This is a genomic window from Microcoleus sp. bin38.metabat.b11b12b14.051, assembly GCF_013299165.1.
Classification (GTDB): domain Bacteria; phylum Cyanobacteriota; class Cyanobacteriia; order Cyanobacteriales; family Microcoleaceae; genus Microcoleus.
Genome location: NZ_JAAFKD010000010.1, coordinates 139949 through 163818, shown reverse-complemented (window position 1 = coordinate 163818; position 23870 = coordinate 139949). Strand labels below are relative to the sequence as shown.

Genomic DNA, 23870 nt, shown 5'->3' with positions numbered 1-23870 from the left:
AAGAGAAGCGTACACAGAGAAATTACGGAACAAAAAATAGTTTGTATAAGCATAGCACCGGGTTGAATACTTGATGTGAATACCGGGTGCTTGAAACCGCAGCTATACAAATTTTTACCTTAGAAGAGCAGGTTTAATACCTGATTAGCCGTAGGGTGCGGATACATCGACCATCTTCAAGAAAGAGCAACCATCTGATAGCCACGCACCTGTTGTTTTCAAGGAGACAGACAACAACCATCGGTTTTAGTCCCCCCAACATTTTTGTTGTGGTAAGCTTTTCGATAATTTATAAACGGTATCAGGTGCGGATATATCTAATTGTCGCTCTTGATACTGGGGATTTTCGCTCGGCGACGCACCCTACGAGCTATTCCCGGTTTTGTGGTGGTAAGCTTTTCGATAATTTATAAATAGTATCAGGTGCGGATATATCTAATTGTCGCTCTTGATACTGGGGATTTTCGCTCGGCGACGCACCCTACGAGCTATTCCCGGTTTCTCGGAAAAATCTGAGGTTTAGAAACCACAAATCTCATCATCAACCGGGAATCAGCCACCCGCAATTCCCAAACTAGCCTTTGATGAACTGTTCTAATTTGTGAGCCATCTTCTCTATCATTCCCTCAGAATTATCTGCCGCCGATGCTTCTGCTTCTATACGTTTGACTGCATCCTCTGGAAGATTCAGCAACTGCACTAATTTTTGATAAGCTGCGGCTTCGTCAGCGTTTATTTTGGGTTCGTCGGGAGTCCGAGAACTAGATGAAATTACTTCATAGCCGAGTTGCAAAACTAATTCTTTTTCCTCTTGCGTTTCTAGTTGGTGAATCAACTCATCAAGCGGGATATTTTGCATGATGTAATCTCGCAGTTCCTGTTGCATTTGTTGTGTGTCGTTACCGGAACCAAACAAACTGCAAAAGCGATCGAGCATTATATTCACTTCTTCTATAGCCAGTTCGCCGTCAGCCCAGGCCATTGAAGCAACTATTCTCAGCAGGTTCATCTGGCGAGGCGTAATTGATGGAGGTGGTGGGGTTTGCATAATTAAAATTGGTAATTGCTAATTGGTTATTGGTCATTTGTCATTGGTCATTTGTCATTGGTCATTTGTCATTGGTCATTTGTCATTTGTCATTTGTCATTGGTCATTTGTTATTTGTTATTAGTGTCAACTTAACATCAAATCTAGTACAGATCGGCTGTTTGACTATTCGGGCCTCGATCGCCCCTAACCCCCCTTAACAAAATGCGAACCGAAAGCGCGATCGGTGTCCCCCGACTATCGGGGCGATGCGAGGGGGATCTAGACTGCGCTAGAAGCGAGATTTCTTTGGTTTTAGGCGATTGTTGACACTAATGGGAATTGAAAATTGGGAATTGAGCGTGATTCGTTTTTGTCTTCCCCTTTTCCTTCCCCTTTATTTATGTCACAAATTCGATAGGGGAACACCTAGCCATCCAGTAAAGTTTTGTTTCTGAATAGCAGTTGGCCGATCGACTGGTACGATCGAGTAACGGCCCGGGCGCGGCCCGGCGAGAGTAACAGAACAAGTCCGCAGTTCGTCTTGGTGAAACACTGTCACTTCTAACGTGTCACCAGGCCGATAATCTTTGAGCCTCTCGCTGGCTTGTTCGGCATTTACCCGAAAACCTGCGATCGCCAGCAACTCGTCCCCAGCGTCAATTCCTGCCAATTGTGCCGGAGATCCTGCTTCGACAAATTTCACCATTTGCCGCCCGTTTTCTGCCCCCAACATCCAACCGAGGCGAGGCGAGGCGTCAGTTTCATCTACCAAAATTTGCAGCCCGAAAGGTTGCAGGTATTTGTCGTAAGGCAACTCTTCTGTGCCGTCTACATAGCGCGCAAAAAAGTCGCTCAAGTCCATTTCTGCCACGGATTCGATCGCACTTTGCAACTGTTCGGGAGTAAAGCCTATTTCTGCCGACAGCGAGTGTGAATTTAACTTGCCGTTTGATGTTAAACGCGCAGGCTTAGCCTCTGTTTCCGACTTTTGGTCAAAATCTTCGTTTTCAGCAGAAAAACCGCCAAACTGCTGCCACATCAAACGCATCACATCGTCGAGCGATCGGGCGTTACCGTGTTTAGCTCGAATCAACAAATCCAGCAACAACGAAACTACTTCCCCTTTCAAATAATAGGAAATCTGCGAATTATCGCTATTAGCATCCCTGCGATAAAGTTTAATCCAAGCATCCCAACTCGACTCGCTCGCCGGCTGCACGTTCCGCCCCGGAGTCGCCTGTAAGCGAGTAATTTCTTTAGCTAAATTTTGGAAATAACCTTTGACGTTGTAAATACCAGCTCGAAACGGCACCACCAAATCGTAATAACTGGTCGTGCCTTCACAGAACCACAGAGAAGTAGTGTAGTTTTCGTTTTCGTAGTCAAATACTTCGAGAGCTTTCGGTCTAATGCGCTTGACATTCCAGAGGTGAAAAAACTCGTGAGCCACCAATTGAATAAAGCGTTCGTACTTGTCCTTAGCCCTAAAACCAAAACGCGAATAGTTAAGAGTGCAGCTATCTTTGTGTTCCAAACCGCCAAAACCAGAGCCGGATAGATGCAGCAAAAACACGTAGCGATCGTAGGGCAAACCGCCGAACATTTCGGCTTCGACTTCGATCACTTTTTGGATGTCTCGAATCGCCCGATCTGGTTCTAAATTGCCTTGTCCCCAAACTACTAGCTGGTGGGGTTTTCCCATCACTTCAAAATCGTAGGCATCGTGACAGCCAATCTCAAAAGGACTATCAACCAGGGTGTCAAAATCCGCAGCAGCGAAAGTCATATCCTGTCCGGAGACAGGAGGCAAAGTAGTCACTGTGCGCCATTGGGGCTGCGGCGGCACAATTGTGACGCTGTAGCAGTTGCGCTCAAAACCGGGTACGAAAAAGCACAGAGCCGCCGGGTTAAAATAACCGTGAGTCGAGTCTAAATGATTGGTTCGCACTGTTAGTTCGTTGGCAAAAATCCGGTAGAAAACAGTGATATCTGACACTGAATTTGTATCGATTTGCCAGTGATTTTTGCTTTGCTTGCGCCAAGGTAAAGCACGCGCGCCCGAGAGGGAGCGAAAATCTTGCAGGTGGCGGGCGTACTCTCGAACCAAGTAAGAACCGGGAGTCCACACAGGCATTTTTAAATCCAGCACCGGCTCCGACCAACCTTGCACGCGCAAAGTTACTTCAAACAAGTGGGATTCAGGATGGGGCATCGCTACCGAATAGTGAATTATCGGTGCTGTTAATTGTCCCTTCACGTTGTCGGCAGCGGGCGGGGTATCCAAAGAAGTAACATCAGTCATTGACTTGCCAAATTCATCAAGTGCTTGAGGTTGATCAAATGGATAGTTTGGTGATCTGGATCGATTTTGATCCAGCCTTTACTATCGAGTTTTTCCATAATTTTGCTGGTTTCATCTAGGTTGATACCTGTGACATCAGCTAAGTCTTCATAGGGGATATTGAAGATTTCTTTGCCCTCAGCAGTTTTCTGACCGTAGTTTTCTCCCAGCTCGACTAAAGTATTTGCTAGTTTAACCGCTGGCTGGCGGTTCTGTAGTTGAGAGCGGAGATTGGTTTGGCGCAGCCGCCGCACCATCAATTGCAGCATCCGGTGGTGCAATTGCGGGTCTTTAAACAGGGTTTGGATAAATCGCTGAGCCGTGACGCTGATCAGGCGCACGGGTGATAGAGCAAGTACGTCATTTGATCGCGGAGATTCGTCAAGAATCGCCATTTCGCCGAAGAAGGCACCGCGTCCTAAAATAGCCATTGATACAGCTCGATCGTTTGACAGGCGCCGGACTTTGACCCAGCCGGACACCACAAAATAAATCGCGTTGCCCCAAGAATCCTCCATCACCACAGCTCGGCCTGGGGGATACTCATGCTTGACGGCATTTGATAGCAGCCCTCCCAAGGTTTCTGGGTTAGCACCCTTAAATAGAGGGAACAGCTCACTGAAAGCTTCTGTCTTCATGCAAACTCGCGGAGGTGGGAAATATGATTGGGCGACAGCCAACAGCTAGGGAACGATCGATGTTTGAGAACAAAAACAATCTGTTGCTGCTATATAAGATTGACACAAAGCAAACGAGACCGATATACAGGACAGACACCAGAGAAATTTACTTATCATCGCTCCTTTAATTGATGATAAGGGTACAGAGGCGCGCTTCACGTACAATTAGCAGATTCTTTAATTTTCAAGGGGTTTAACAGCGTGCGACTGCCTCCTGAACTTTGCCCAGCAGGGGTTCTATGTAGTCCGGCCAGCCGATCGCCATTGACTGCTTGTGGGCCAAAGACTCCGGCTCGATCGCATCGGCCGTCCACCTCAGCGGTTGACCTTGCAAGTCGCAACAGACCAATCCGGCTGCCTTTGCTAGAGCCAGAGGGCCGGCAGTATCCCACACTTTAACTCTGCCGTTGAAATACAGGTACATACCGGCTCGACCTTGTATAATTTCCATGACTTTTAAGCCAAAACTTCCCAGCGAGTAAAATTCTGCTCCCGGGATGCTTTGGGCGATCGCCCGGGCGTAGTTTTTGTGGTCTTTGTCTCCGAGAATAATTTTACAATTGAGCGCTGTCGGAGCCGGGGGTTGGCACAGGGCGATCGGCTGCGGCTCGGAGGTTCCCACAGTTTGGAACAATCCCCAATCTTTGCCGCCAAAATACATTTGGTCAAAAGCCGGGGCGTAGATCCAGCCAGCCACCGGTTCGCCCTCCAGCAGCAGCCCCACCATCACAGCGTAGTGCTGTTTTCCCTGAATAAATCCCTCCGTCCCGTCCAGGGGATCGATGCACCACAAGCGCTGGTAATTTCCCCGGTAAGCTGCCCTAGAGGCGGTGTTTTCCTCGGTGATCGTGCCGTCTTCAGGAAACAAATTGCTAAATGCTGCTGATAGTTGTCGGTCTAAGTAGCGATCGATACTCGTCACGTAGTCGTCCGGGCCTTTCTCGGAAACTTCAAAAGGTGCCGCAGCAAGCCTGTAGGCGGCTTGACCGCACTCGCGCATGATGTAGCGAATTTTCTGGTCTTGCTCTGGAGAAATATACATGAGGTTAAACATAAATGCTTCAGCTAACTTTGCTCATAAAAGCTTAAGTCATTTGAATCGATCGACCCAAGTCACTGTTTTTGACTATCGATGATGGGCCCGCGGGTGTCCTCACACACCCGGTTCCCAAGCGCGGGGCGGGCGGTGGCGATACCAGCGCCAGAGAGGATTGGCTCAATTGGCAAGATTCATCGGTAACATCAAATCGAAAATCTTGAATGCGAAAATCGATCGCACGCACCAGCACTTTCAACTGTAGAGGATAGAATCTTTCTCAGGTTCGATCGTTTGTCCCAGCCCCAGCATGGTAAGGAGAATATTTTGAAATATCATTTAGCATTAGGTCGCAAAATAGACCTCGATGGCATTGACCGCGATGCCAAACTCGGCAAATGCCCCCGCCACGTCCTGCACGCCATGAAAGAGCGGTTAAATGCCACAGTTCACTCCCCCGACGGCCTCGGCATATCCTGGAGCGACAAGGCGCGATCGAAAATTTCTTCAGGGCCCCAACATTGGGCCTTAGCGCGCCAGTTGTCCGAGCAAGTCAGCAGCGACGACGTGATATTTTGTACCGGCGAGGACATTGGCATTCCAGTGGCTGCGGTGTGCGGGGCCCTGAAGGAGCGCCCGAAAATTGTTGTATATTGCCACAATATCGATCGGCTGCGCGGCCGAGTCGCCCTGAAACTATTCGGTTTGGCCGACAAAATTGACATATTCATGGCCTGCACCAGCATTCAAACAAACTTCGCGCGCAACTATTTAGGTCTACCCGAATCTCGCGTTTTAGTGCTGTTAGAACAGACAGACACCCACTTTTTCACACCAGGCCCCGTTTCGGCCGACAAAAAGCGGCAAACAGTGGTTAGCGTCGGACTAGAAAAACGCGACTACCGACTTTTAGCAGCAGCAACTGCTGACTTGGATGTGGACGTAAAAATTAGCGGCTTTTCTAAAGATGCCAAAGCTTTATCGCAAGCTTTCCCCGATACTATGCCCGAAAATATGTCTCGCAAATTCTACGAATGGCCGGATTTAGTACAGCTTTATCGCGATGCAGACGTAGTTGCAGTTTGTTTGACGGACAATAGATATGCTGCTGGAGTGCAGGGTTTGCTGGAAGCAGCCGCCTGCAAGCGCCCGGTCGCCATTACTCGCACTCAAGGTATGGTAGATTATTTAGGGGCGGATGTTGCTAAAGCGGTCGATGTCGGAGATGCAGCAGGTTTGCGCGAGGCGATCGTCGATTTGCTAAAAAATCCTCAAGCAGCCGAATCTTTAGCACAGCGGGGCTACGAAACGATCGTGAACCAGCACAACAGCGAAGGTTATGTCGATACTTTAGTCGAAAAATTGCGATCGCTTTAATCAAATCCTAGGGTGCTGGTGGCGCACCCTAAATCACGGGCTAGAAGCCCGTGCCACCCAACATAAATTTTCAGGTGGAACAGGCTTCTAGCCTGTTTCTAAAAAATAGGTAAAACCAGCCACAAAACCTGCTAGCAACGGGCTAGAAGCCCGTGCCACCCAACATAAATTTTCAGGTGGAACAGGCTTCTAGCCTGTTTCTAAAAAATAGGTAAAACCAGCCACAAAGCCTGCGAACAACGGGCTATAAGCCCGTGCCACTCAACATAAAATTTTAGGTGGAACAGGCTTCTAGCCTGTTTCTAAAAAATAGGTAAAACCAGCCACAAAGCCTGCCGAGCCAAGGGCTAGAAGCCCGTGCAACCCAACATAAAATTTTAGGTGGAGCAGGATTTATAGCCTCCTCCACACTCAAGACTCACGTCCGCTCGCCCACTGATCCCGCCATTTTACAGTCCCTTCCGAAGCCAAAACCCAGCGGCGACAAACCAAATTTTCTCGCAGCGGCGACATTCCTTCCCGCAGCAGCGCATACTTATAAGAAATCAACTTCCCCGCACTTTCATTAAAAGGAATTTCCCCAAACCAAGTATTAGTATTGATATACTCCAGCGCGTAACCCTTACTAATATCCCAATTCCCTAATTCCGGACAATCTCCAATCACCACAATTCTTTCCCCAGGCTGACTTTTAACACTGTTAAGCTGGGCCCGCACAATAGTTTTAGCCTTAACTCGCTCTCCTACGCGGCTAAAAATCATTATTTCCCGATCGCCCAGCTCTAAATTGTACAGCATCCCATCTTTAACATCAAACTTGCGGCGCGACAAAACCTCCGTATGCTCTCCATCCGGTAGCTCAGTATCAACCGCTTCAACTTTCACAGCATTGCCGCGATTCATCGCTACAAACACCACAGAATCCCGATAGCGGCGCACGTAACAATAAACATCAGGAGTTAGATATTTTTGCCACTGACTCCCCATCGAAATAGCAGGATTCAGCCGCCGCAATCCAGACAGCAACCGCACATCTCGATAAATCGGCGAATCAGTATCCCACTTTTCCATCATCGGGCGGTTGTAAGGGTCATTTCCCCCTTCAGTATCATCGTGCAAATACTGTTCAGTACCGTAATAAAGACAAGGAATGCCGCGAGTCGTCATCATTAAACATATCGCCAATTGCAGCATTTGTCGATCGGCATTCAAGGACTGAAACCGCGGCATATCGTGGTTGTCAATAAAAGTAATCAACTCTGTCGCCCCGTAATAGCGGTGATCCAAATCCAGAACATCCTGAATTAACTGAAATCCCGCTTCAGCACCAGATCCCAAAGCTTCTCGAATCGCCACGCACAGACCAAAATCTAAAATAGTCATCCCCGACTCATTAGCAAACTCCACAGAGCGATCGTTCCTCGGGTCACTGTAAATCCATTCCCCTAAAATGAAAACATCAGGTCTGTGCGTTAAAATGTCAGCATTAAATTCCTGCCAAAACCAGATCGGCATATGCTTAACAGTATCAACCCGCAAAGCATCAACACCTCTGTCCAGCCACTGTTTAATTGCAGATTTAATGTAAAGGCGGTATTCAGTATTATTTTCATTGAACGTCGCTAAACCAGACAATTCGCAGTTTTGGACTTGCCATTCATCTTCCCAGTTTGTAACTTCCCCGTAATGGTGATACCAGTCATCTCGATCATCATTAAAGTCAGCTATCTTGACGCCATCATCGTAGAGTTCCCCTTTTTTACCGCTAAAATCCGGATTGCTGTGATTGCAGACAATATCCAGCACCAGTTTCATTTTTCGCTGGTGCAACTCGTCTACTAATCTGTCAAAGACAGTATCTTTAGTTTCTTGTGTTTGGTTGACAGAAGGATTGTCACCTTTGGCAATAAACCGGGGATTTAGTCGCTTAAAATCCTTTGTCCAGTAGCCGTGAATCGCAGCTTGTTCAACAAATAATGCCTCTACTTGCTCAAAAAGCGGAGTCAGCCATACTGCGGTAACACCCATATCTTTTAAGTAATCGAGTTTGTCGATCACTCCCTGCAAGTCGCCGCCCCAATATTTGCCCCAGTTTTTGCCTTCAGGATCGTAAAGTTCAGGGTTTGGGCCTTCGTTATTTGTGGGATCGCCATCATGGAAGCGATCGACTACAATGAAATAAATTGTTTCTTGGCGGAATTCAATGTCTCTGGTGTACAGAAATTCTAAATCGAGTTCGCTTTCTGGCTTAACTTCTTGTACCAGAGACTCAATTTTTTCTTCAGGTTCGGTAGTTTCGTATTGAGATGAAGTTTGATTCGGAGTGACTGATGTCATGAGATTTATTTTTTTGTATTGTAAGATTGGTCAGTGATTCGGAGTGAGAGTCGGAGATAGCTTTTCCTTCAGACTGACTTTTACAGCATAATACGTAATTTACTCGTTGAATAAAATCTTCCTTTAGACAGATGGCGAAGTCCTCTATAGGTTCGTAGTGAGGACTTCAGTCCTCTCTCGTTTGACGAGGACTGAAGTCCTCACTACAAACCAATTTGATTGTGGTTTGTAGTGAGGACTTCAGTCCTTCCGTTCTATTACTCCCGCAAATTTTGGATATCTTCAACGCTCAAACCAGTAGTTTGACTGATAGTTTGATTGTCAAGGACATTGAGAAGTTGCCTAGCAATTTCGAGAGCTTTTTCTCGCATTCCTAGCGCGAGTCCTTCTTCTCTGCCTTCTTGTTTGCCTTCTTGTTTGCCTTCTTCTCTGCCTTCTTCTCTGCCTTCTTGTTTGCCTTGTGCGAGTCCTTCTTGTTTGCCTTGTGCGAGTCCTTGCTGAATTCCTTGTGCAAGTCCTTCTTCAATACCCTTGAGCAAGACACCTTGCTGATCCAGAATATACCTCTCGCGATCTTCTAAATCTTTCAACTCTTGGGCATTCAAGTTAGTTTCATTAGCAATCGCAAAAGCTTGCTGAATTTCCGAGACAATCTCCATTGTTGACGGCACTACTTCCAAACTAGGAGCGTTTTTCATAAAATAAACCCACTTATCAGTCAAAGTTGCCAACTCATCCAATTGTTTGTTGAATTTCGGCAATTCAATAAATATCATTTCCATTCCTGGATCGGGATACTCAAATAAACGTTCTTTCTCCTTGAACAAAAAGTGAGAAATTACTTCTTGGTCATGGTCAAACATTTCAAAGTCAGTAATTGTCAAAGCAATTACGGATTTTAATTTAGAGTATCCTTGACCGCGGAAAAGTTGAGTTGAGTAAGCTTTTGCCGTATTGTATACAACTCGTTTTGCAAAAGATGCCACATTTAAAACTTGCATCTCAATAATTACAATTTGGCCTCCTGCAAGTTTTGCTTGAACATCCAGGTAAGAATCTTTGAGATAAGCAACTTTGGATGGTAAATACGGATCGATAATTTCTAAGTCGGTGATCGTGGAATTTCCATGATAAATCATGGCATTCAGAAAGCTGATTAAAATTGGTTTGCTTTCGTTAGAACCGAAAATCTTTTTGAATGCAAAGTCGGTTTTGGGGTTAATGAATCTCATGGTAATTTTTCGTTCTCCTAGCGCTGCAATGACTCAATCTATCTGGCAAGGACAATCAAAACATTTAAAGATTTGCTGAGCTGTGTGGGGATGGTCATTTTTTACGATGTTCCGCCACACCGGGAATTCATAAACTGAAAATTAAGCTGTCTTGACTGATTTCAATTATAACTGAGATATTGCACCATTCTCAATTAGCTGTAGGGGCGGGTTCGCCATTAGCCTTAAAGCTTGCAGACAGGTTAAGCAAACCCGCCCTCCCCCATCGAAAATCCCTTTATTGACATTGGTGCAAGATTTCAGTTATAGCTGATTTCCTCAAAAAACAGCACACCGAGATACCCCACTGCTTAAAGAATTCGGGTATCTAACAGAAAAGCGTTTTACGTTTAATTAGAGCAACCTACTTATTCTGTCAAATCGACTTGTCGAATCTCTTCTAGCGTCAGATCCAAACATTGCACGATTTGCTCATCACTCAATCCTATTGCTTGCAAGCGAGCAATCGCCTCAATTTTCGCCTGCTGCTTTCCCCGCAAAAACTCAGGCGACTCTTCAGATGACTTGCAGATATTCACCGAGCCGATTACATTATGATGGCCATTAATAACGCCGCCAGTAACATTGCTAATCATCGACTTCCGAATCAACGCCGATCGCAAATTTAACTTATTAACCTCTTCTCCAAAAGAATCAGAGAACAACTGCCATAGCTCGTAGCCCACATCTTTAGCATAACCCTCAGTACAATTCAGCGCTTGGGCAATATCGCCGTACTTTTGCCGCTTCAAAACGCCCTCAATCACACCAACTTGCATATCATCTAAATGCTTGCCAGTTTTCGCAAAGACAACTTCATCCGCAAAAGCCAGTGCTTCCTTAACGTTCACCCGCGCCTCCTCACAATATCCGAGCGATCGAACTAAAACCGTCTAGATCCGACTATTTTCGCCTTGAATACAAAAACGATTAAAGCTTTATCAAAACTTTTTATATTATACGACTTTATCCGACCTTTTTCGACTATACAAATTTATTATTCAACTGTAGCATTGTGAAAGTGAAACAATCGCTCAAAGAAACTAACTTATGACGACTACCCAACTCGCTCTCGACAAAAAAGCAAATCCTTTGATGATGCACCTGAGCATCTTGCCCAAGTACGGCATCTCCGTTGAGGAAACGTTTAGCTACGATCCCAGCACACAGACCTCCAACATCACCTCCATGAGCGGCTCCTGGTGTACTCGGAGTTCTTCCAGTACAGAAGGTACTTGGCCTTTTACAACATCCGATGACGACACACAAGAGGACGACTAGAATTTTGAATTACTAACAGATAATTCGATAGCCCTTTTTTTTCTTGAAAGACCTGTATGAATTTTTGCATTATAGGTCTTTCACTGTCAACATTATTTCAAAAGATTTAGTTATGAATAACCTTTTAATCGTGACATCCGAGACTGACATTCATGCGGATGTCGTTATCAGCGAATTGCAAAAATCAAATATTCGAGCAATTCGATTGAATTCAGAAAGTTTTATTCAAAAAAGCAAATATGCTTACTCATGGCAAGCTTCTGGCAATCCCAGTCAAAGTTTTTTGTCTTTTGAAGACTCCTTGAAAGAAGCTCAAGAAATCGGCGTAATCTGGTGGCGCAAACCTAACGACTATCAAGTATTTCCCGAAGTTGATGATGCTTGGGCAATCAAGTATTGTCAAGAAGAAACAGAATCTTTGATGTACTCTCTGTCTGGCTTATATCCTAAAGCAAAGTGGGTCAATAACTACTACAAAATTAGATTGCCATCCCATCGCATCAACCAAATTCCAATTGCTAAAAAACTGGGAATTACTATCCCTCCTACACTCGTCACAAATTCCTACGATGCTGCTTGCAACTTTGTGACAGAACAGGGAAAGTGCATTGTCAAACCGATGCGCTACTCTGGTTTTTTACATGATGACAAGCAGTATGCTTGTTATACTCGCCCCATTGATGTCGAAACACTTGAGGAATTTCGAGAGAGCATTCGATTGGCACCTGTTTTCATTCAAAAACGCATTCAAAAGAAGGCAGAGTATCGCGTTACATTAATTGGTAAGCAAAGTTTTGTTTGTCGCATTGATGCCGAACATACCAACGATGCAGATGTGACCTTGGATTGGCGCGTCACCGAACCAGACAAACTCGTTCACGTACCCGATCAACTACCAATAGATTACCTCAACAAACTCCATCAAATGCTTGACGATTTCGGCTTGAATTTTGGTGCATTCGACATCATTCGCGACGATGACGATACGCTTTATTTTATCGAACTAAATCCCAATGGACAATGGTATTGGGTCGAAATTCTCACTAAAATGCCGATGGTTCGCGCAATGGTTGAACTCATCGAAGATTTAGCGCTTCAATATCAACAGGATTGCTGAATTTTATCAGGAATTTCTGGCCGCCCGCGTAGCAAAGAAACCGGGTTTTTTGCTGAGATTAAAAGCTGTGATGGGATAGTTGACTAAAAAACCAGGTTTCTGGTGTCCCGCCTAGGAAAGAAACCGGGTTTTTTTGCTGATACCATTGATAAAAAAGCTTGCTTAAGACAAAAATGTTAGGCGGAGTGAAATGGAGGGTTGATTCCTCAGCTCTCGATGGAGCAGGTGCGTCGCTATTAGATTGTGGCTCTTGATTGAGGATTGTCGATGTATCCGCACCCTACGGCTACTGTTGCATGACTTCTGAAAATTGGTATGAGATTAAAAGTTGTGATGGGATAGTTGACTGAAAAACCCGGTTTCTGGTGCTCCACCTAGGAAAGAAACCGGGTTTTTTGCTGAGATTAAAAGTTGTGATGGGATAGTTGACTGAAAAACCCGGTTTCTGGTGCCCCGCCTGAGAAAGAAACTAAACCCTAACGAACTACAGCCACCTCCTCAACTCCCCCCTCAGAATGCTCCACCCGGAACACATTTGCACTTAAATTAGCTACAATTTGTTTCCCCTGCTGCGTCAGTTCCAAATAGCCGATCGCATCCTTGACATACCGATAAACCACATTCCAATAAAACTTAGGATACCCCTCCCGCAAATCCGCCGGATTTTTATACCCCAAAACCTGATTTTGACCAGTCTCCTCAAACTCGTAAAACAGCCCAGAAACCTTTTGCAAATATCGCGGATCGCTCAACTGACCGATTAAATCCGCCGCCCGCACCAAACCCGGATAATTCACAGTATCTTGATAGTCTTCATCCCGAGGAACCGGGAAACGAGTTAACTCAATATTCCGCTTCACCAAGTCGGCATCAATCAGTCTGTGACTACCAAAACGCTCTTCAACAAACATTTTTCCGCGATCGACATGATAAGGCGTCAAAGCCGCATCCGTCGCTCCCCGAGGCAGGTTTATTTTTGTGTTGCATATTCCCGTCGCATACAGTCCCAAATCTGTTCGATCTTGCAGACAAACGCCCTTAACATATCCGATATCGTGGCACAACAAAGCAATGTGAAAGTGCAGCCAATGTTCGCAGGAAACACCGCCCTCGCGGATGTGCTTCCCGCGCAGAATTTCTTGTCCCACTAAGGTCACTAAAATAGTATGTTCCACATTGTGGTAAAGAGCATCGCTATTCGCAATATTTTCCAAAGCCATATCGGCTACCCAAGCAATAATCTCGCCATAGTCTGATTTGAACCCGCCGTAGGTGTGGCGGTAGCCTTCAATCAGCCGATTTACAAAATCGTTAATTAACAGTTCAGTTGCGTTAAACATATTCACTTTCCTGAGCCAAAGTAGCTTATTAAATTATTTTTATATTTATGCTGTCGGCTGCTACAGTTTGATGTTATTGTTGATTTAACAGCCATAATGGATGCCCCCTCCGCTCTAGAGGCATCCACTGATATTATCAACTATTATCAACGATAACGACACAAATTAAGGAGCGAACAACTAACAAAGCGATGCACCAGCTAAAAAATAGAGATCGATGGGCGATCGAGGTATGGCACCCCTCGATTTACATTGACGGAGCGAACAACTAACAAAGCGATGCACCAGCTAAAAAAATCAGCTCAACGGGCGATCGAGGTATGACACCCCTGTACTAGCAGTAGGGCGTTACATCTTCCCCACATACGTCAGCCAAAAACCAGAGCGATCGAAAACGCAACCCCACTAATTCCTTATACACAAGATTTAGCTTGGACATCGGCGGTATGAGCAAAAGATGGTGTCCCCATAGCTGGATATCTCTCTCAAAAGGACACTGTGCGGGTATAAGTTGGCACAACAACCGTGCTGCTTGCCGATCGCCTACTGCGATGCTATCTAGCCACTGTCGGACTGGCTGAACTAGGAGATCAGTAACACTTAAGTCTTGGTACCGATTTTTAGGAAAAATACTTGTAGTGGAGCTCATGATTTACCTCAGCAATCATCACTAACAAAAAGTTATGAATCACCCTTGCTATATCATCAACCCAACCTCGCCTTACCACAGTTATATAAATAAGTCTTGCGCGTGACACTCGCGGCGCCAAAATGTGATATTTAAAGCTCGCAGTTGTGATGCCAAGTTCGCAAAAGTGTGAGAGAGATCACGTCCTGTGCCCCGTACATCATGTATCTTAAGACTGATTCAAAAAAGAAATATAACTGGCAACTGTCGGCCTCTACTTTACCATCTTACTTCCCTGAAATATATTATCCGGTCAATTTAGTAAAATCAGGTTTCAGGCAATGATTAAACAAAAATATAAAGATGCCGACCTTTCTCAACGTCCCGATACAGATACCGTCCTGGAAAAACTGCCTGTAGAAGTTAAGGCTTGGGCCGAAAGCTTGCCTTGGAACCAAAGGCGCTACGTCTTGTCCCTATGCTACATATTGTGTGCATCTACTCCAGAATTGCAAGCCGAATTTTTAGATGACTACACAGCCGATGGCTTAGTCTCAAAAATGTTTGAAGATGTAGATACTCTACAGCGAGTCAAAGAGTATTTAATCAGATTTCGAGTCAAAAAAGAATTACACGAATCTGATTTAAGAAGCTACATCAAACAATTTTACATCCACTCAGCTCAACAAGCCAGTCGGGAAACAGACCAATATTTAGAATCGGCACTCCGCTTCGTATTGAACACAGAAGAACGTAATAATGTTTTTAACTACATTTTGGGCTTTGAATTCATTAAAATTGTGTTTCAAATGAGCTGGTTACAACACGAAAGATTAGCCAGACTGCAAAAAAATCAGTCGCAGTTTATTGAAAGCTACATCAAGCCGATTCAACACGCACACAAAATTAATAGTATAATTGTACCGAAAGATGAGAGGATATTTTTTGCCAGACGCGCTTATTACGTTCAATCCCCTAGGATTTATTATAGAAAACTCATTGAGTTAGTCATGGCAACTTTTACTACAAAAATGGTGACTCACTGCGGATTTTCCATCAGTCGCCACTCTCAAGCTCTGCGCTTTGACTGCGATTACATTTACGATCCAGAACCAGAAGAAGAAAGATTTCCTACTGACTTGCAATTTATTCATTGATCCCACCCAAAAACCGATACAAGCCCCCTCCCGAGGGTCTAGACCAAAATTTTCGATCCTTATATCACCTCCCTTCGACTTCGCCCGGAAGGCATCGCCAGCGAGGGATGCCACGCGATAGAATATCTCCATATAAAATTGTTATCAACCTTGAGAAAGAAGAAATGAGATAAGGAATGAAAATTTAATAACTTCACTATCTACTCAATTATCGGAACTGCACGGTAATTCCATTTTGGCAAATATTCATCAAAAATAATTTTCATTGTTTCCTTAAATCCCTGAGCTACTTTTCGACCACTTTCATAAACTTTATCAAGCACATTTACTACCACAGAAATTCACGTTTTTTTGTGGGTTTTTTCCATAAGTTTTTTGACTAACTCAACACTGGTAAAAATCACTCCTTGACAAGCTCTCGTTACATGAGGAAATAAGCGATGCTCAATTGGATTATACTTGGATGTATAGGGAGGATAATGTGCTATTCTGATTTCTATATTTAGCTCATTCACTAATTTTTGCAAGTCCGACTTAAAGATATAGTGATTAGAATTATTACTGCCACCTCCATCACATTTAATCAAAATTGAACGTGCTTGAGGGTAGAGAGAGATGCCGTAATTTATCCACCATGATTTTAGCGATTTATAAGCAAATTCACTCGTATCTTTACTGATGCCTAGGCTTAAATATCCTCGGTTATGTTGCAGATCATAAATTCCATCGGGGACTACTTTGCCATCAGCCAAACTAAAAAAGTCATGGTCAAACGTGGTAACTATTTCGGTAGTATACAGAGTCCCTGAGCGATATAAATTTCCAATAAATTCCTTTTTTTTGGTATCCATACTAATAATAGGATTTCCCTGTAACTCATACTCTTTACTAATCCTAGCCAGATTTTTAAATTGTTCATTCCGATTCTTTGTAATTTTTGTTGTTGGTTTTTTTTGAGCTTGACGTTTCACATATCCGTGCTTTTTTAATAACTTTTGAACAACCGTCACACTAACTATTATACCTTGAGCTTTCAGACCTTCAACTATTTCTTGTTGAGTGAGATTAGTTTATTTTATCTGTTCATTCATTGGGGAGCAGGTTGTGTAGTTTTTTAACACTTCTAAAAAAGTTTCATTCAAACCAGGTATCTGAGAATCGCTAGTTTTTCTTCCTCCTCCTTTTTGACGAATTCTGTGTTGATTAAAAGTAGTATTTGATTCAGTTTTTAATTCCTTAATGCCTTTGGCTATTGTATTCCTGTCTAATGCGAAAATTCTGGCTATGTAACTAATTCCACCATAGCCAGGTTTTTCGGCTTCTATTGCTGCATATATTCGATTTTTTTCGATAAATATTGATAAAGTTTCCGCATCTGAGCATTAATATTAGAGGAATAATACATAATTTATGTATAGAAAATGACTTGAAATAACCAACCAATTATTAGCGACAAAAACAGGTGAATATCGAATTAGGATAAATTTTGACCGTGAAATTCAAATGTCAATTAATTGATATTCACTCATTTGTTTATTATACTATGTTCGCCAGCGGCACTCCCGGCTGGATGCGGATGGTGTTCATGTTCTCCACAATGTTGGTCGCCGTACCCACTGGCGTCAAGGTATTCGCTTGGACTGCTACCGTCTGGGGAGGAAAGCTGCACCTAGAAACAGGGATGGTGCGCCGGGTGGCTTCCTACGATCCGCAATACCAGGGGTGGAACGTCATCGCCAGTTTGGGAGGATTTCTGCTGGGGGTGGCGACGCTGCGGTTTATCGTCAATATGGTTGTTTCCTGGCTACAGGGCCCGAAAGCAAGTGATAATCCTTGGCACGCTACGGGGTTGGAGTGGACTGTTTCTTCGCCGCCTGTGGAGAATTTCGCCGAGATTCCGGTGGTGACTTTGCCACCCTACCACTACGTCGATTCTCCAGAGTCGATCGCCCAAACTTCTGCCCCAGAATAGCTACAATTTCATCCCTGAACCAGCTATAGCAATCGCCCCCGACGTTTAGGACGTTTTTAATTACTGAAACATCAGCTTTTATTCCTTCTTCCTTCTTCCTTCTTCCTTCTTCCTTCTTCCTTCTTCAATCATGGCAAATCCTACCCATTCAGGGCGATCGCGCCACTCTTCGCCCCAAGGAAGCAACCAAAATTCTCACGAGCACGGAAACGCGATGTTTGGCTTGACGGTGTTCTTGCTTTCAGAAAGCGTAGTCTTCCTGAGTTTTTTCGCCGCCTACATCATCCTGCGACTGACAACGGTTAGCTGGTTGCCTCCGGGCGTCCCGAAATTAGAGGTGCTTAAACCTGCGATTAGCACGGCGGTGCTGGTTTCGAGCAGTTTTGTCATTTAGTTTGCCGAACGCGCCCTCGATCGCCACAAACTCGGTTTATTTCGCTTGTTGTGGCTGACGGCATCCTTGATGGGAACTTACTTTTTAATCGGTCAGGCGATCGAGTGGAACCACCTATCTTTTGGGCTGACTACAGGATTGTTCGGGGCGACATTTTATCTGCTGACGGGGTTTCACGGTTTGCACGTTTTTGTCGGCCTGATCTTGCAGGTAATTATGCTTGTCCGTTCTTTCCTTCCGGGTAATTACAACGGCGGTCATTTCGGCGTGAGTGCAGCTTCTTTGTTTTGGCACTTTGTAGATGTGATTTGGCTGGTTTTGTTTTCGCTGGTTTACCTGTGGTAGTTCTATTTTTTTGGCAACCCTATCCTTGCGGTTTTGATAGTGCTTGTAACTCTTCCCAAGTTCAGTGTTTGGGCAATTCTACTGGCTTAGCACCAATTCTCTAGGAAACGACTTAAGCGCGGGCTGTATCACTCTTGCATGGTTTTATAGTTAACGCTGACTGTAACCGAGTGGCAAATATTCTGAAGAAAAGTAAGCACGATCGTTTAAGCGGAGTGTCTAGAGGCTGCGAAAGCACAGCCGTTAAGAGTGAAAATTTCTTAAGAATCCCCCTTCGTTTTACGGCGGGGAGTGTCAATCGGCTGTTTAGCATCATTCATTGCCATTATTTCGTGACAAATTTTGCTGTTTTTTTTCAATCGTCTCTCGATCGCCAATCTAGGCCAGGTCATTCAGGGTAGAATTGGCAGAGGCGACAGATTCGGGAAAGAGAGTTTTTTTGACTGTGCGATCGCCCGGACGGTCAATTCCCACCTGTTATCACACGGGCAATTGCACCAACGTTCAAACTTGCAAGCACCGAAAAACCGGGTTTGAGTACCCGTTGCGAAAAATGTTAACTCTCCCTTGTGGCAGATAGTAAGAATCGGTCAATTTTTGGGATAATAGAAGCTAGCACTCAACTTAGCTGAGGAACAAATGTGCTGCTGTCAAAAGGCTTTGAAGTAGAAATGTATACCGGTACGCCCGAAGGTGAGGTTGTCGGTCTGTCCGATCGCATTGTCGCCGATCTAGAGGGATTTGTGCGGGAGCCTGATAGTCGCAATGTGGAGTACACGACCGCCCCGCTATGCTCCTACGATCGCCTGCTGTGCGCCTTAGTCAAGCCGCGAGTCCGGCTGCGCGAGTATCTCAAAGGATTGGGCGACTATACATTGTTGCCGGGAAGTACCCTGTCTCTCGGCGGGAGCGATCGATTTTACCGCTCCGATCCCAACAACCCCTACCACACCTACATCGAGCAAACCTACGGCACCAAAGTCGTCACCGCCAGCATCCACATCAATATCGGCATCTCCCAACCAGAAATGCTGATGCGCGCTATCCGCCTCGCCCGCGTCGAAGCACCGCTGTACCTTGCCTTGAGCGCCTCTTCTCCCTTCCTCGACGGCGCAGTCACTGGTTATCATTCGACGCGCTGGGGTTTGTTTCCCAAAACTCCCGCCGTCGTCCCCCTGTTTGAAAGTCACAAGCATTACATCCAGTGGACTGAAGAACAGCTACAACTTGGTAGTATGCAAAATGTCCGCCATTTGTGGTCTGCTGTACGCCCAAATGGCGATCGTCGCCCCTACTGTCTCAACCGCCTCGAACTGAGAATTTGCGATCTCGAAGTCAATCCTCTGGCTTTGTTGGCCATCACTGCCTTGCTAGAAGCTCGGATTTGGCAGATGATGGAAGACCCCAGCTTAGACCCCTTAGCACTCAGCACCTTGCCCGCAGCCACGCGCAACCAAGACTTAGTTGCCCTCACCGACGCTAACGAAATTGCTGCTTCCCGGCAAAGTTTGGATGCCGAACTCACCCACTGGCAAGACGGCAGAAAGATTTTGGCGCGAGATTGGATTGAGGAAATTTACCAGGAAGTTTTGCCGATTGCCAAGAAACGCGGCTTTAGCTGCTTTCTGTCGCCGCTCAAAAAGATTCTCCGGGAAGGCAACACCGCCCAGCAGTGGTTGAAACTTCACGATAGCGGTTTGGATGCCCGCAGTATTATTCTCCAAGGGATTGATGGCATGGCTCGCCAAGAATGGGAGCTCGAAGACAATTTGTGCGCTCAGTTAGTTGCCTAAACTACCTGCTGTGGCGATCGCGGGGGCTTTCAATAGTCCCCAGACTCAGCATTATTAGACAATCATCCCCATAGCCCCAAGCTCCGGCGCCACACTTGAAGAGCGGCGCCCAAAAACAAATCAGAATATTTAATCAATTGAACTCGACGCAGGTTATAAATAAAAGCTATAACTTGTATCTACCTTTGGGTAGATTTCTATATTTCCCAATAGCTGTATTCTCCGCTTTTAATTAGCTTCATGCCTCAACTTGTCTTAATTCACCCACAAATCCCCCCGAATACTGGCAATATAGCCCGCACTTGTGCCGCCACAGGCACGGAACTTCATTTAGTCGGGCCGCTCGGGTTTGAAATTAGCGATCGCTACCTGAAACGAGCCGGCTTAGATTACTGGCCCTATGTCAATCTTCACTGTCACGAAGATTTAACTGCTTTTCTTGCCTGCCGCCAGCAGCGGGGAGGGCGAACGATCGGATTCAGCACTGGCGGGCGATACAGTTTGACCCAATTCCAATTTCAGCCCACCGACTGGCTGATGTTTGGCTCGGAAACTGTCGGCATTCCCCCACTCGTGTTAGATGCCTGTGACGCCACAGTTTTTATTCCCATGAGCCAACCGGGAGTCAGGAGTTTGAACCTCTCCGTCAGCGCCGCTGTAGGTTTATTTGAGGCTAAACGACAGTTGGGCGAGCTGGGATAAATGATTATCAACGCATACACATATAGATATTTAATAACTGTCAGGGGCTGCTACATCTTCGTTTAAATATAAGAAATTTGTATCAAAGCTGTAGAAATTTAGATAGCAGAGATTAATATATTTTATCGTTCCCAAAACTGATTGTTATCAGCAATACAATATTGCTGGCAAGAAGATTCAGTTACAAAAACAAAGGATTTCAGCGATTTAGGCTGTCAGGGATCGCCGGATTGTGCTTGAAGCCTATCGATATCTAGTAAATATACGGTTGTAGGCTGTCCGGAAATTAGCATAGAGTTTGATAATAGGTGAGAGTCTTAGCTCGGCCGGAGCGCATATTTTTATGTATTCGTTCCACCTATTGCTGTGTAAGGCTTTTGGGTATAATTGCAGCGAGTTTGACCGAGAATTTCAAAATTTCTGACGGTTCGAGCTTGTCTAAATTAAAAAAGCAAGGTAATCTTGCCTAAGCACGATCGCTCTCAACAATCGGAATATTTTTGGTTGTTGATTTAAATTCAGCATCATGCAAGCCCCTTGAGTGTTTCCAAGGACAGTTAGCGCTTCTCAGTAGGAGGTCGTTTTTTTGAAACGAACATATCCCCAAAAAAATCAGCCTGTTCAGGCAAGTGAAATCGACAGAGACGGTTCTGCGGAGCCGTCCAAGCAGACAAACCCCAGCACAGGCAGAGTTCGCTCTCTCGCCACGCTCGGGCTGGCCATATCGGTAGGTGCTTCTGGCATCCTGCTGCCGAGAAACGGAGACAGCGCTCGCGCGTCTGAACTCTCACCGACAGCAGAATCCACCGCTGAAGTCCAGCCAATCTCGGCCAACGGGCCCGCTAGTTCCGGGCAAATAGACGGTTTATCCGCCCAAGGCCCGGGAGTTAAGGTGCAACAGGGACAAACCCTTTGGGAAATGTCTCGGGATTATGAAGTTGAACCGAAGGCACCAGCAACTGCCAACAGCATCACATCCGAGACCTTACTCCAAGTTAGCAAAGAGAACCCAATAGGGATCTCTACCGAAGCTACGGCACAACAGAACCCTGGCAATACTACTGCCACAGTCAATCCCGAACAAAAGTTAAATCTGACTGGCTCCGAGTCGTTGGATAGTGCAGCCCCATCCGGGCAGCCAACCGCAGCGACCCCGCTGGCTACTCCGGTACCGACACAAAGTTCGATCGAGGGCCCGAAGGCAGACGGGGCGATCGACAGTTTGAAAAAACAGGAAAACCGCACTACAGCATCAGGTCGGTCTCTGTTGGAGTCGGAAGGGGTAGCCAATTCACCTACACCTGCTTTGAGACCGGAGTCAGTACCGACGCCCGCATCAGGGGCGTCCACACCCCAGACAAGCATTCCCGACCTCTCTGCCACACCGGTAATTCCCAGTGCAGGGGCAGGTCAAGCAGCATCTGGCGATCGAGTATTAGAGTCAATAGAAAAGTCTCTGGCAACACCAAGTTTGCCCTCGGCTGTGGTAGTTGCCCCAGCGGAGACTAACGTAGCGCCCGCTGGTGCACTCTACAGCGTGCGTCCGGGAGATACCTTAGATGCGATCGCCTCCCGTAACGGCGTATCGCCCAAAGAGCTGATCGCAGCCAACAAGCTCGGCAACCCGAACTTGCTCAACATCAATCAACGGCTGAAAATTCCCCAACTTCGATCGAACAATCCAGCGGTGCAAGCGGCAGCCTCTGATGGGGCATCCAACTCTACATCTGTCTCCTCGGCAGCTTCGGTTCCAGCATCTACCTCGGCTTTATCCGGTGCTAGCGTCGCTCCAAGCGCGCCTAGGGTGCCGGTGGTCTCTCCGTTGGCGAACTTAGAAGGTCTGAACAATATTTCAGCACCGATGGTTCCCAAAATAAACAGCATTCCGCTAACTCAAGTTTCTCAAACCATTAGCGACAACAGAAAGCTGGAGCTTCAAGGCGAACCAACATTTACAGGTGCTGTTGACACCAGCGCCCTGCCAATGGCGGCAAGTGCGACTGCTACCGCCACGGACAAAGGAGCATACGCGCAGGCGGTTAGCTATGTGTCAAATCCTAGCCCCCAAGCTTTAAATGCCGATCGGGCTACCGCTTTACCCGAGTCAAATCCTGAGGCTCTCAACCCTTACGCCGAACGCTTGAGGGCAGAAGTCGTCAGGCTGCGAGAGGAATATCGCGCCGAACGCAATTCGATCGGAGCAAATGCAGTGTCCCTGGCTCCAAGTGACGCTCAAGAGACGCAAGTCGCATCCGGCAACCCGTCTCAGGAACTCCCAAGCGTCAATCCCGACCTCTACACCCCCGAGTACGCTGGGGCCGTGCAGAATGAAATCAGCAGACCCCCGTCGGCTGGTTGGTCGCAACAAGTCCAGAAGCAGCAGCAAGAGCGTTTCGATCCGGCTCGCGCGGCTGAACTACAACCGATTAACCTCACACCTACGGGTGCAGCCGATCGACCGGTGGTGGCCACGGCTCCTTTGGGATCTGACGGTTACGACCCCCTGAGCAACCCGTCTTTGGGACGCATGGTTTCTCCGGAACTGCCTCCGCTTTCGGGCGCAGATACTTATCTGCCTAACGGCAGCAAACAGCAGTCGGCTAACGGATTGATTTGGCCGGCTAAGGGCGTTCTCACTTCTGGCTACGGCTGGCGCTGGGGACGGATGCACAAGGGAATTGATATTGCAGGGCCGATCGGCACGCCAATTATGGCCGCCGACAGCGGGGTGGTTACCTATGCAGAGTGGAACGACGGGGGCTATGGCTATCTGGTGGAAATTACCCACGCAGACGGCTCGGAAACGATCTACGCCCACAACAGCCGAATTTTGGTGCAAAAGGGTCAGAGGGTGGAGCGAGGCGAACAGATTTCAGAAATGGGCAGCACGGGTTTCAGTACCGGGCCGCACTTGCACTTTGAAGTCCATCCCGCCGGACAGGGTGCTGTCAATCCAATGGCTTTTCTGCCTGACGATACCTCCAGCGCTTCTCGATAACGACTCCTCGGAAGTTATGGGTTTTGAATTATTACCAAAACTCATAACTTCGCTCTAAACCTATAACAAAT

Annotated in this window: 18 protein-coding genes and 1 pseudogene; 9 read left to right on the top strand and 10 right to left on the bottom strand. The window is 46.2% G+C overall.

Annotation, left to right across the window (positions count from 1 at the left end; genetic code table 11):
- Positions 1-574: 574 nt before the first annotated feature.
- The 4 genes from QZW47_RS13345 to QZW47_RS13330 all read right to left on the bottom strand — a co-directional run bounded on the left by QZW47_RS13345 (position 575) and on the right by QZW47_RS13330 (position 5105).
- The gene (locus QZW47_RS13345; RefSeq protein ID WP_293127904.1) at positions 575-1048 is read right to left on the bottom strand and encodes a TerB family tellurite resistance protein; all 474 of its coding nucleotides are present in this window, start codon (positions 1046-1048) and stop codon (positions 575-577) included.
- 385 nt (positions 1049-1433) lie between these two features.
- A complete protein-coding gene (locus QZW47_RS13340) occupies positions 1434-3332 on the bottom strand; it encodes a M61 family metallopeptidase (protein ID WP_293127903.1) in 1899 nt (632 codons plus the stop codon).
- Complete coding sequence (locus tag QZW47_RS13335; protein WP_293127902.1) at positions 3329-4009, bottom strand: Crp/Fnr family transcriptional regulator; 681 nt, start codon at positions 4007-4009, stop codon at positions 3329-3331. Before QZW47_RS13335 ends, QZW47_RS13340 begins: the two co-directional genes overlap by 4 nt.
- Positions 4010-4244: 235 nt before the next feature.
- A complete protein-coding gene (locus QZW47_RS13330) occupies positions 4245-5105 on the bottom strand; it encodes an inositol monophosphatase family protein (RefSeq protein WP_293127901.1) in 861 nt (286 codons plus the stop codon).
- Positions 5106-5381: 276 nt separating this feature from the next.
- Here QZW47_RS13330 and QZW47_RS13325 point away from each other — a divergent pair, with 276 nt between their 5' ends.
- Entirely contained in the window at positions 5382-6464 is a 1083-nt protein-coding gene (locus QZW47_RS13325) for a glycosyltransferase (RefSeq protein ID WP_293127900.1), read from the top strand.
- A gap of 411 nt (positions 6465-6875) precedes the next feature.
- On the opposite strand, the gene QZW47_RS13320 is transcribed toward QZW47_RS13325, so the two are convergent.
- From QZW47_RS13320 to QZW47_RS13310, 3 genes are all read right to left on the bottom strand, one after another.
- Positions 6876-8801, bottom strand: coding sequence for an alpha-amylase family glycosyl hydrolase (locus QZW47_RS13320; protein ID WP_293127899.1), 1926 nt, complete (start codon positions 8799-8801; stop codon positions 6876-6878).
- A gap of 257 nt (positions 8802-9058) precedes the next feature.
- On the bottom strand, positions 9059-10033 hold the full coding sequence (locus QZW47_RS13315; RefSeq protein ID WP_293127898.1) for an Rpn family recombination-promoting nuclease/putative transposase: 975 nt from the start codon (positions 10031-10033) through the stop codon (positions 9059-9061).
- 407 nt (positions 10034-10440) lie between these two features.
- Complete coding sequence (locus QZW47_RS13310; protein WP_293127897.1) at positions 10441-10923, bottom strand: hypothetical protein; 483 nt, start codon at positions 10921-10923, stop codon at positions 10441-10443.
- Between the two features lie 199 nt (positions 10924-11122).
- Between QZW47_RS13310 and QZW47_RS13305 the strand changes: the two genes are divergently transcribed.
- Positions 11123-11353: a hypothetical protein gene (locus QZW47_RS13305; protein ID WP_293127896.1), complete on the top strand. Its 231-nt coding sequence runs from the start codon at positions 11123-11125 to the stop codon at positions 11351-11353.
- 112 nt (positions 11354-11465) lie between these two features.
- Complete coding sequence (locus QZW47_RS13300; protein WP_293127895.1) at positions 11466-12470, top strand: MvdC/MvdD family ATP grasp protein; 1005 nt, start codon at positions 11466-11468, stop codon at positions 12468-12470.
- A 476-nt stretch (positions 12471-12946) separates the two neighbouring features.
- On the opposite strand, the gene QZW47_RS13295 is transcribed toward QZW47_RS13300, so the two are convergent.
- Positions 12947-13810 (bottom strand): Npun_R2479 family HD domain-containing metalloprotein, encoded by an 864-nt coding sequence (locus tag QZW47_RS13295; protein ID WP_293127894.1) that lies wholly within the window; start codon positions 13808-13810, stop codon positions 12947-12949.
- Between the two features lie 334 nt (positions 13811-14144).
- Complete coding sequence (locus tag QZW47_RS13290; RefSeq protein WP_293127893.1) at positions 14145-14459, bottom strand: Mo-dependent nitrogenase C-terminal domain-containing protein; 315 nt, start codon at positions 14457-14459, stop codon at positions 14145-14147.
- A gap of 320 nt (positions 14460-14779) precedes the next feature.
- On the opposite strand from QZW47_RS13290, the gene QZW47_RS13285 reads away from it, so the two are divergent.
- Positions 14780-15595, top strand: coding sequence for a cobyrinic acid a,c-diamide synthase (locus QZW47_RS13285; RefSeq protein WP_293127892.1), 816 nt, complete (start codon positions 14780-14782; stop codon positions 15593-15595).
- 341 nt (positions 15596-15936) lie between these two features.
- Here the strand turns inward: QZW47_RS13285 and QZW47_RS13280 are convergent, their stop codons facing one another.
- Entirely contained in the window at positions 15937-16605 is a 669-nt protein-coding gene (locus QZW47_RS13280) for an ISAzo13 family transposase (protein ID WP_293127891.1), read from the bottom strand.
- 521 nt (positions 16606-17126) lie between these two features.
- Here QZW47_RS13280 and QZW47_RS13275 point away from each other — a divergent pair.
- From QZW47_RS13275 to QZW47_RS13255, 5 genes and pseudogenes are all read left to right on the top strand, one after another.
- Positions 17127-17567, top strand: a pseudogene (locus tag QZW47_RS13275) (cbb3-type cytochrome c oxidase subunit I); the annotation flags it as partial.
- Positions 17568-18006: 439 nt separating this feature from the next.
- Positions 18007-18306: a cytochrome c oxidase subunit 3 gene (locus tag QZW47_RS30145; RefSeq protein ID WP_366930874.1), complete on the top strand. Its 300-nt coding sequence runs from the start codon at positions 18007-18009 to the stop codon at positions 18304-18306.
- A 641-nt stretch (positions 18307-18947) separates the two neighbouring features.
- Entirely contained in the window at positions 18948-20099 is a 1152-nt protein-coding gene (gene gshA / locus QZW47_RS13265) for a glutamate--cysteine ligase (protein WP_293127890.1), read from the top strand.
- A gap of 240 nt (positions 20100-20339) precedes the next feature.
- Positions 20340-20801 (top strand): tRNA (cytidine(34)-2'-O)-methyltransferase, encoded by a 462-nt coding sequence (locus QZW47_RS13260; RefSeq protein ID WP_293127889.1) that lies wholly within the window; start codon positions 20340-20342, stop codon positions 20799-20801.
- Positions 20802-21387: 586 nt separating this feature from the next.
- On the top strand, positions 21388-23799 hold the full coding sequence (locus tag QZW47_RS13255) for a peptidoglycan DD-metalloendopeptidase family protein (protein ID WP_293127888.1): 2412 nt from the start codon (positions 21388-21390) through the stop codon (positions 23797-23799).
- The last annotated feature ends 71 nt before the right edge of the window (positions 23800-23870 follow it).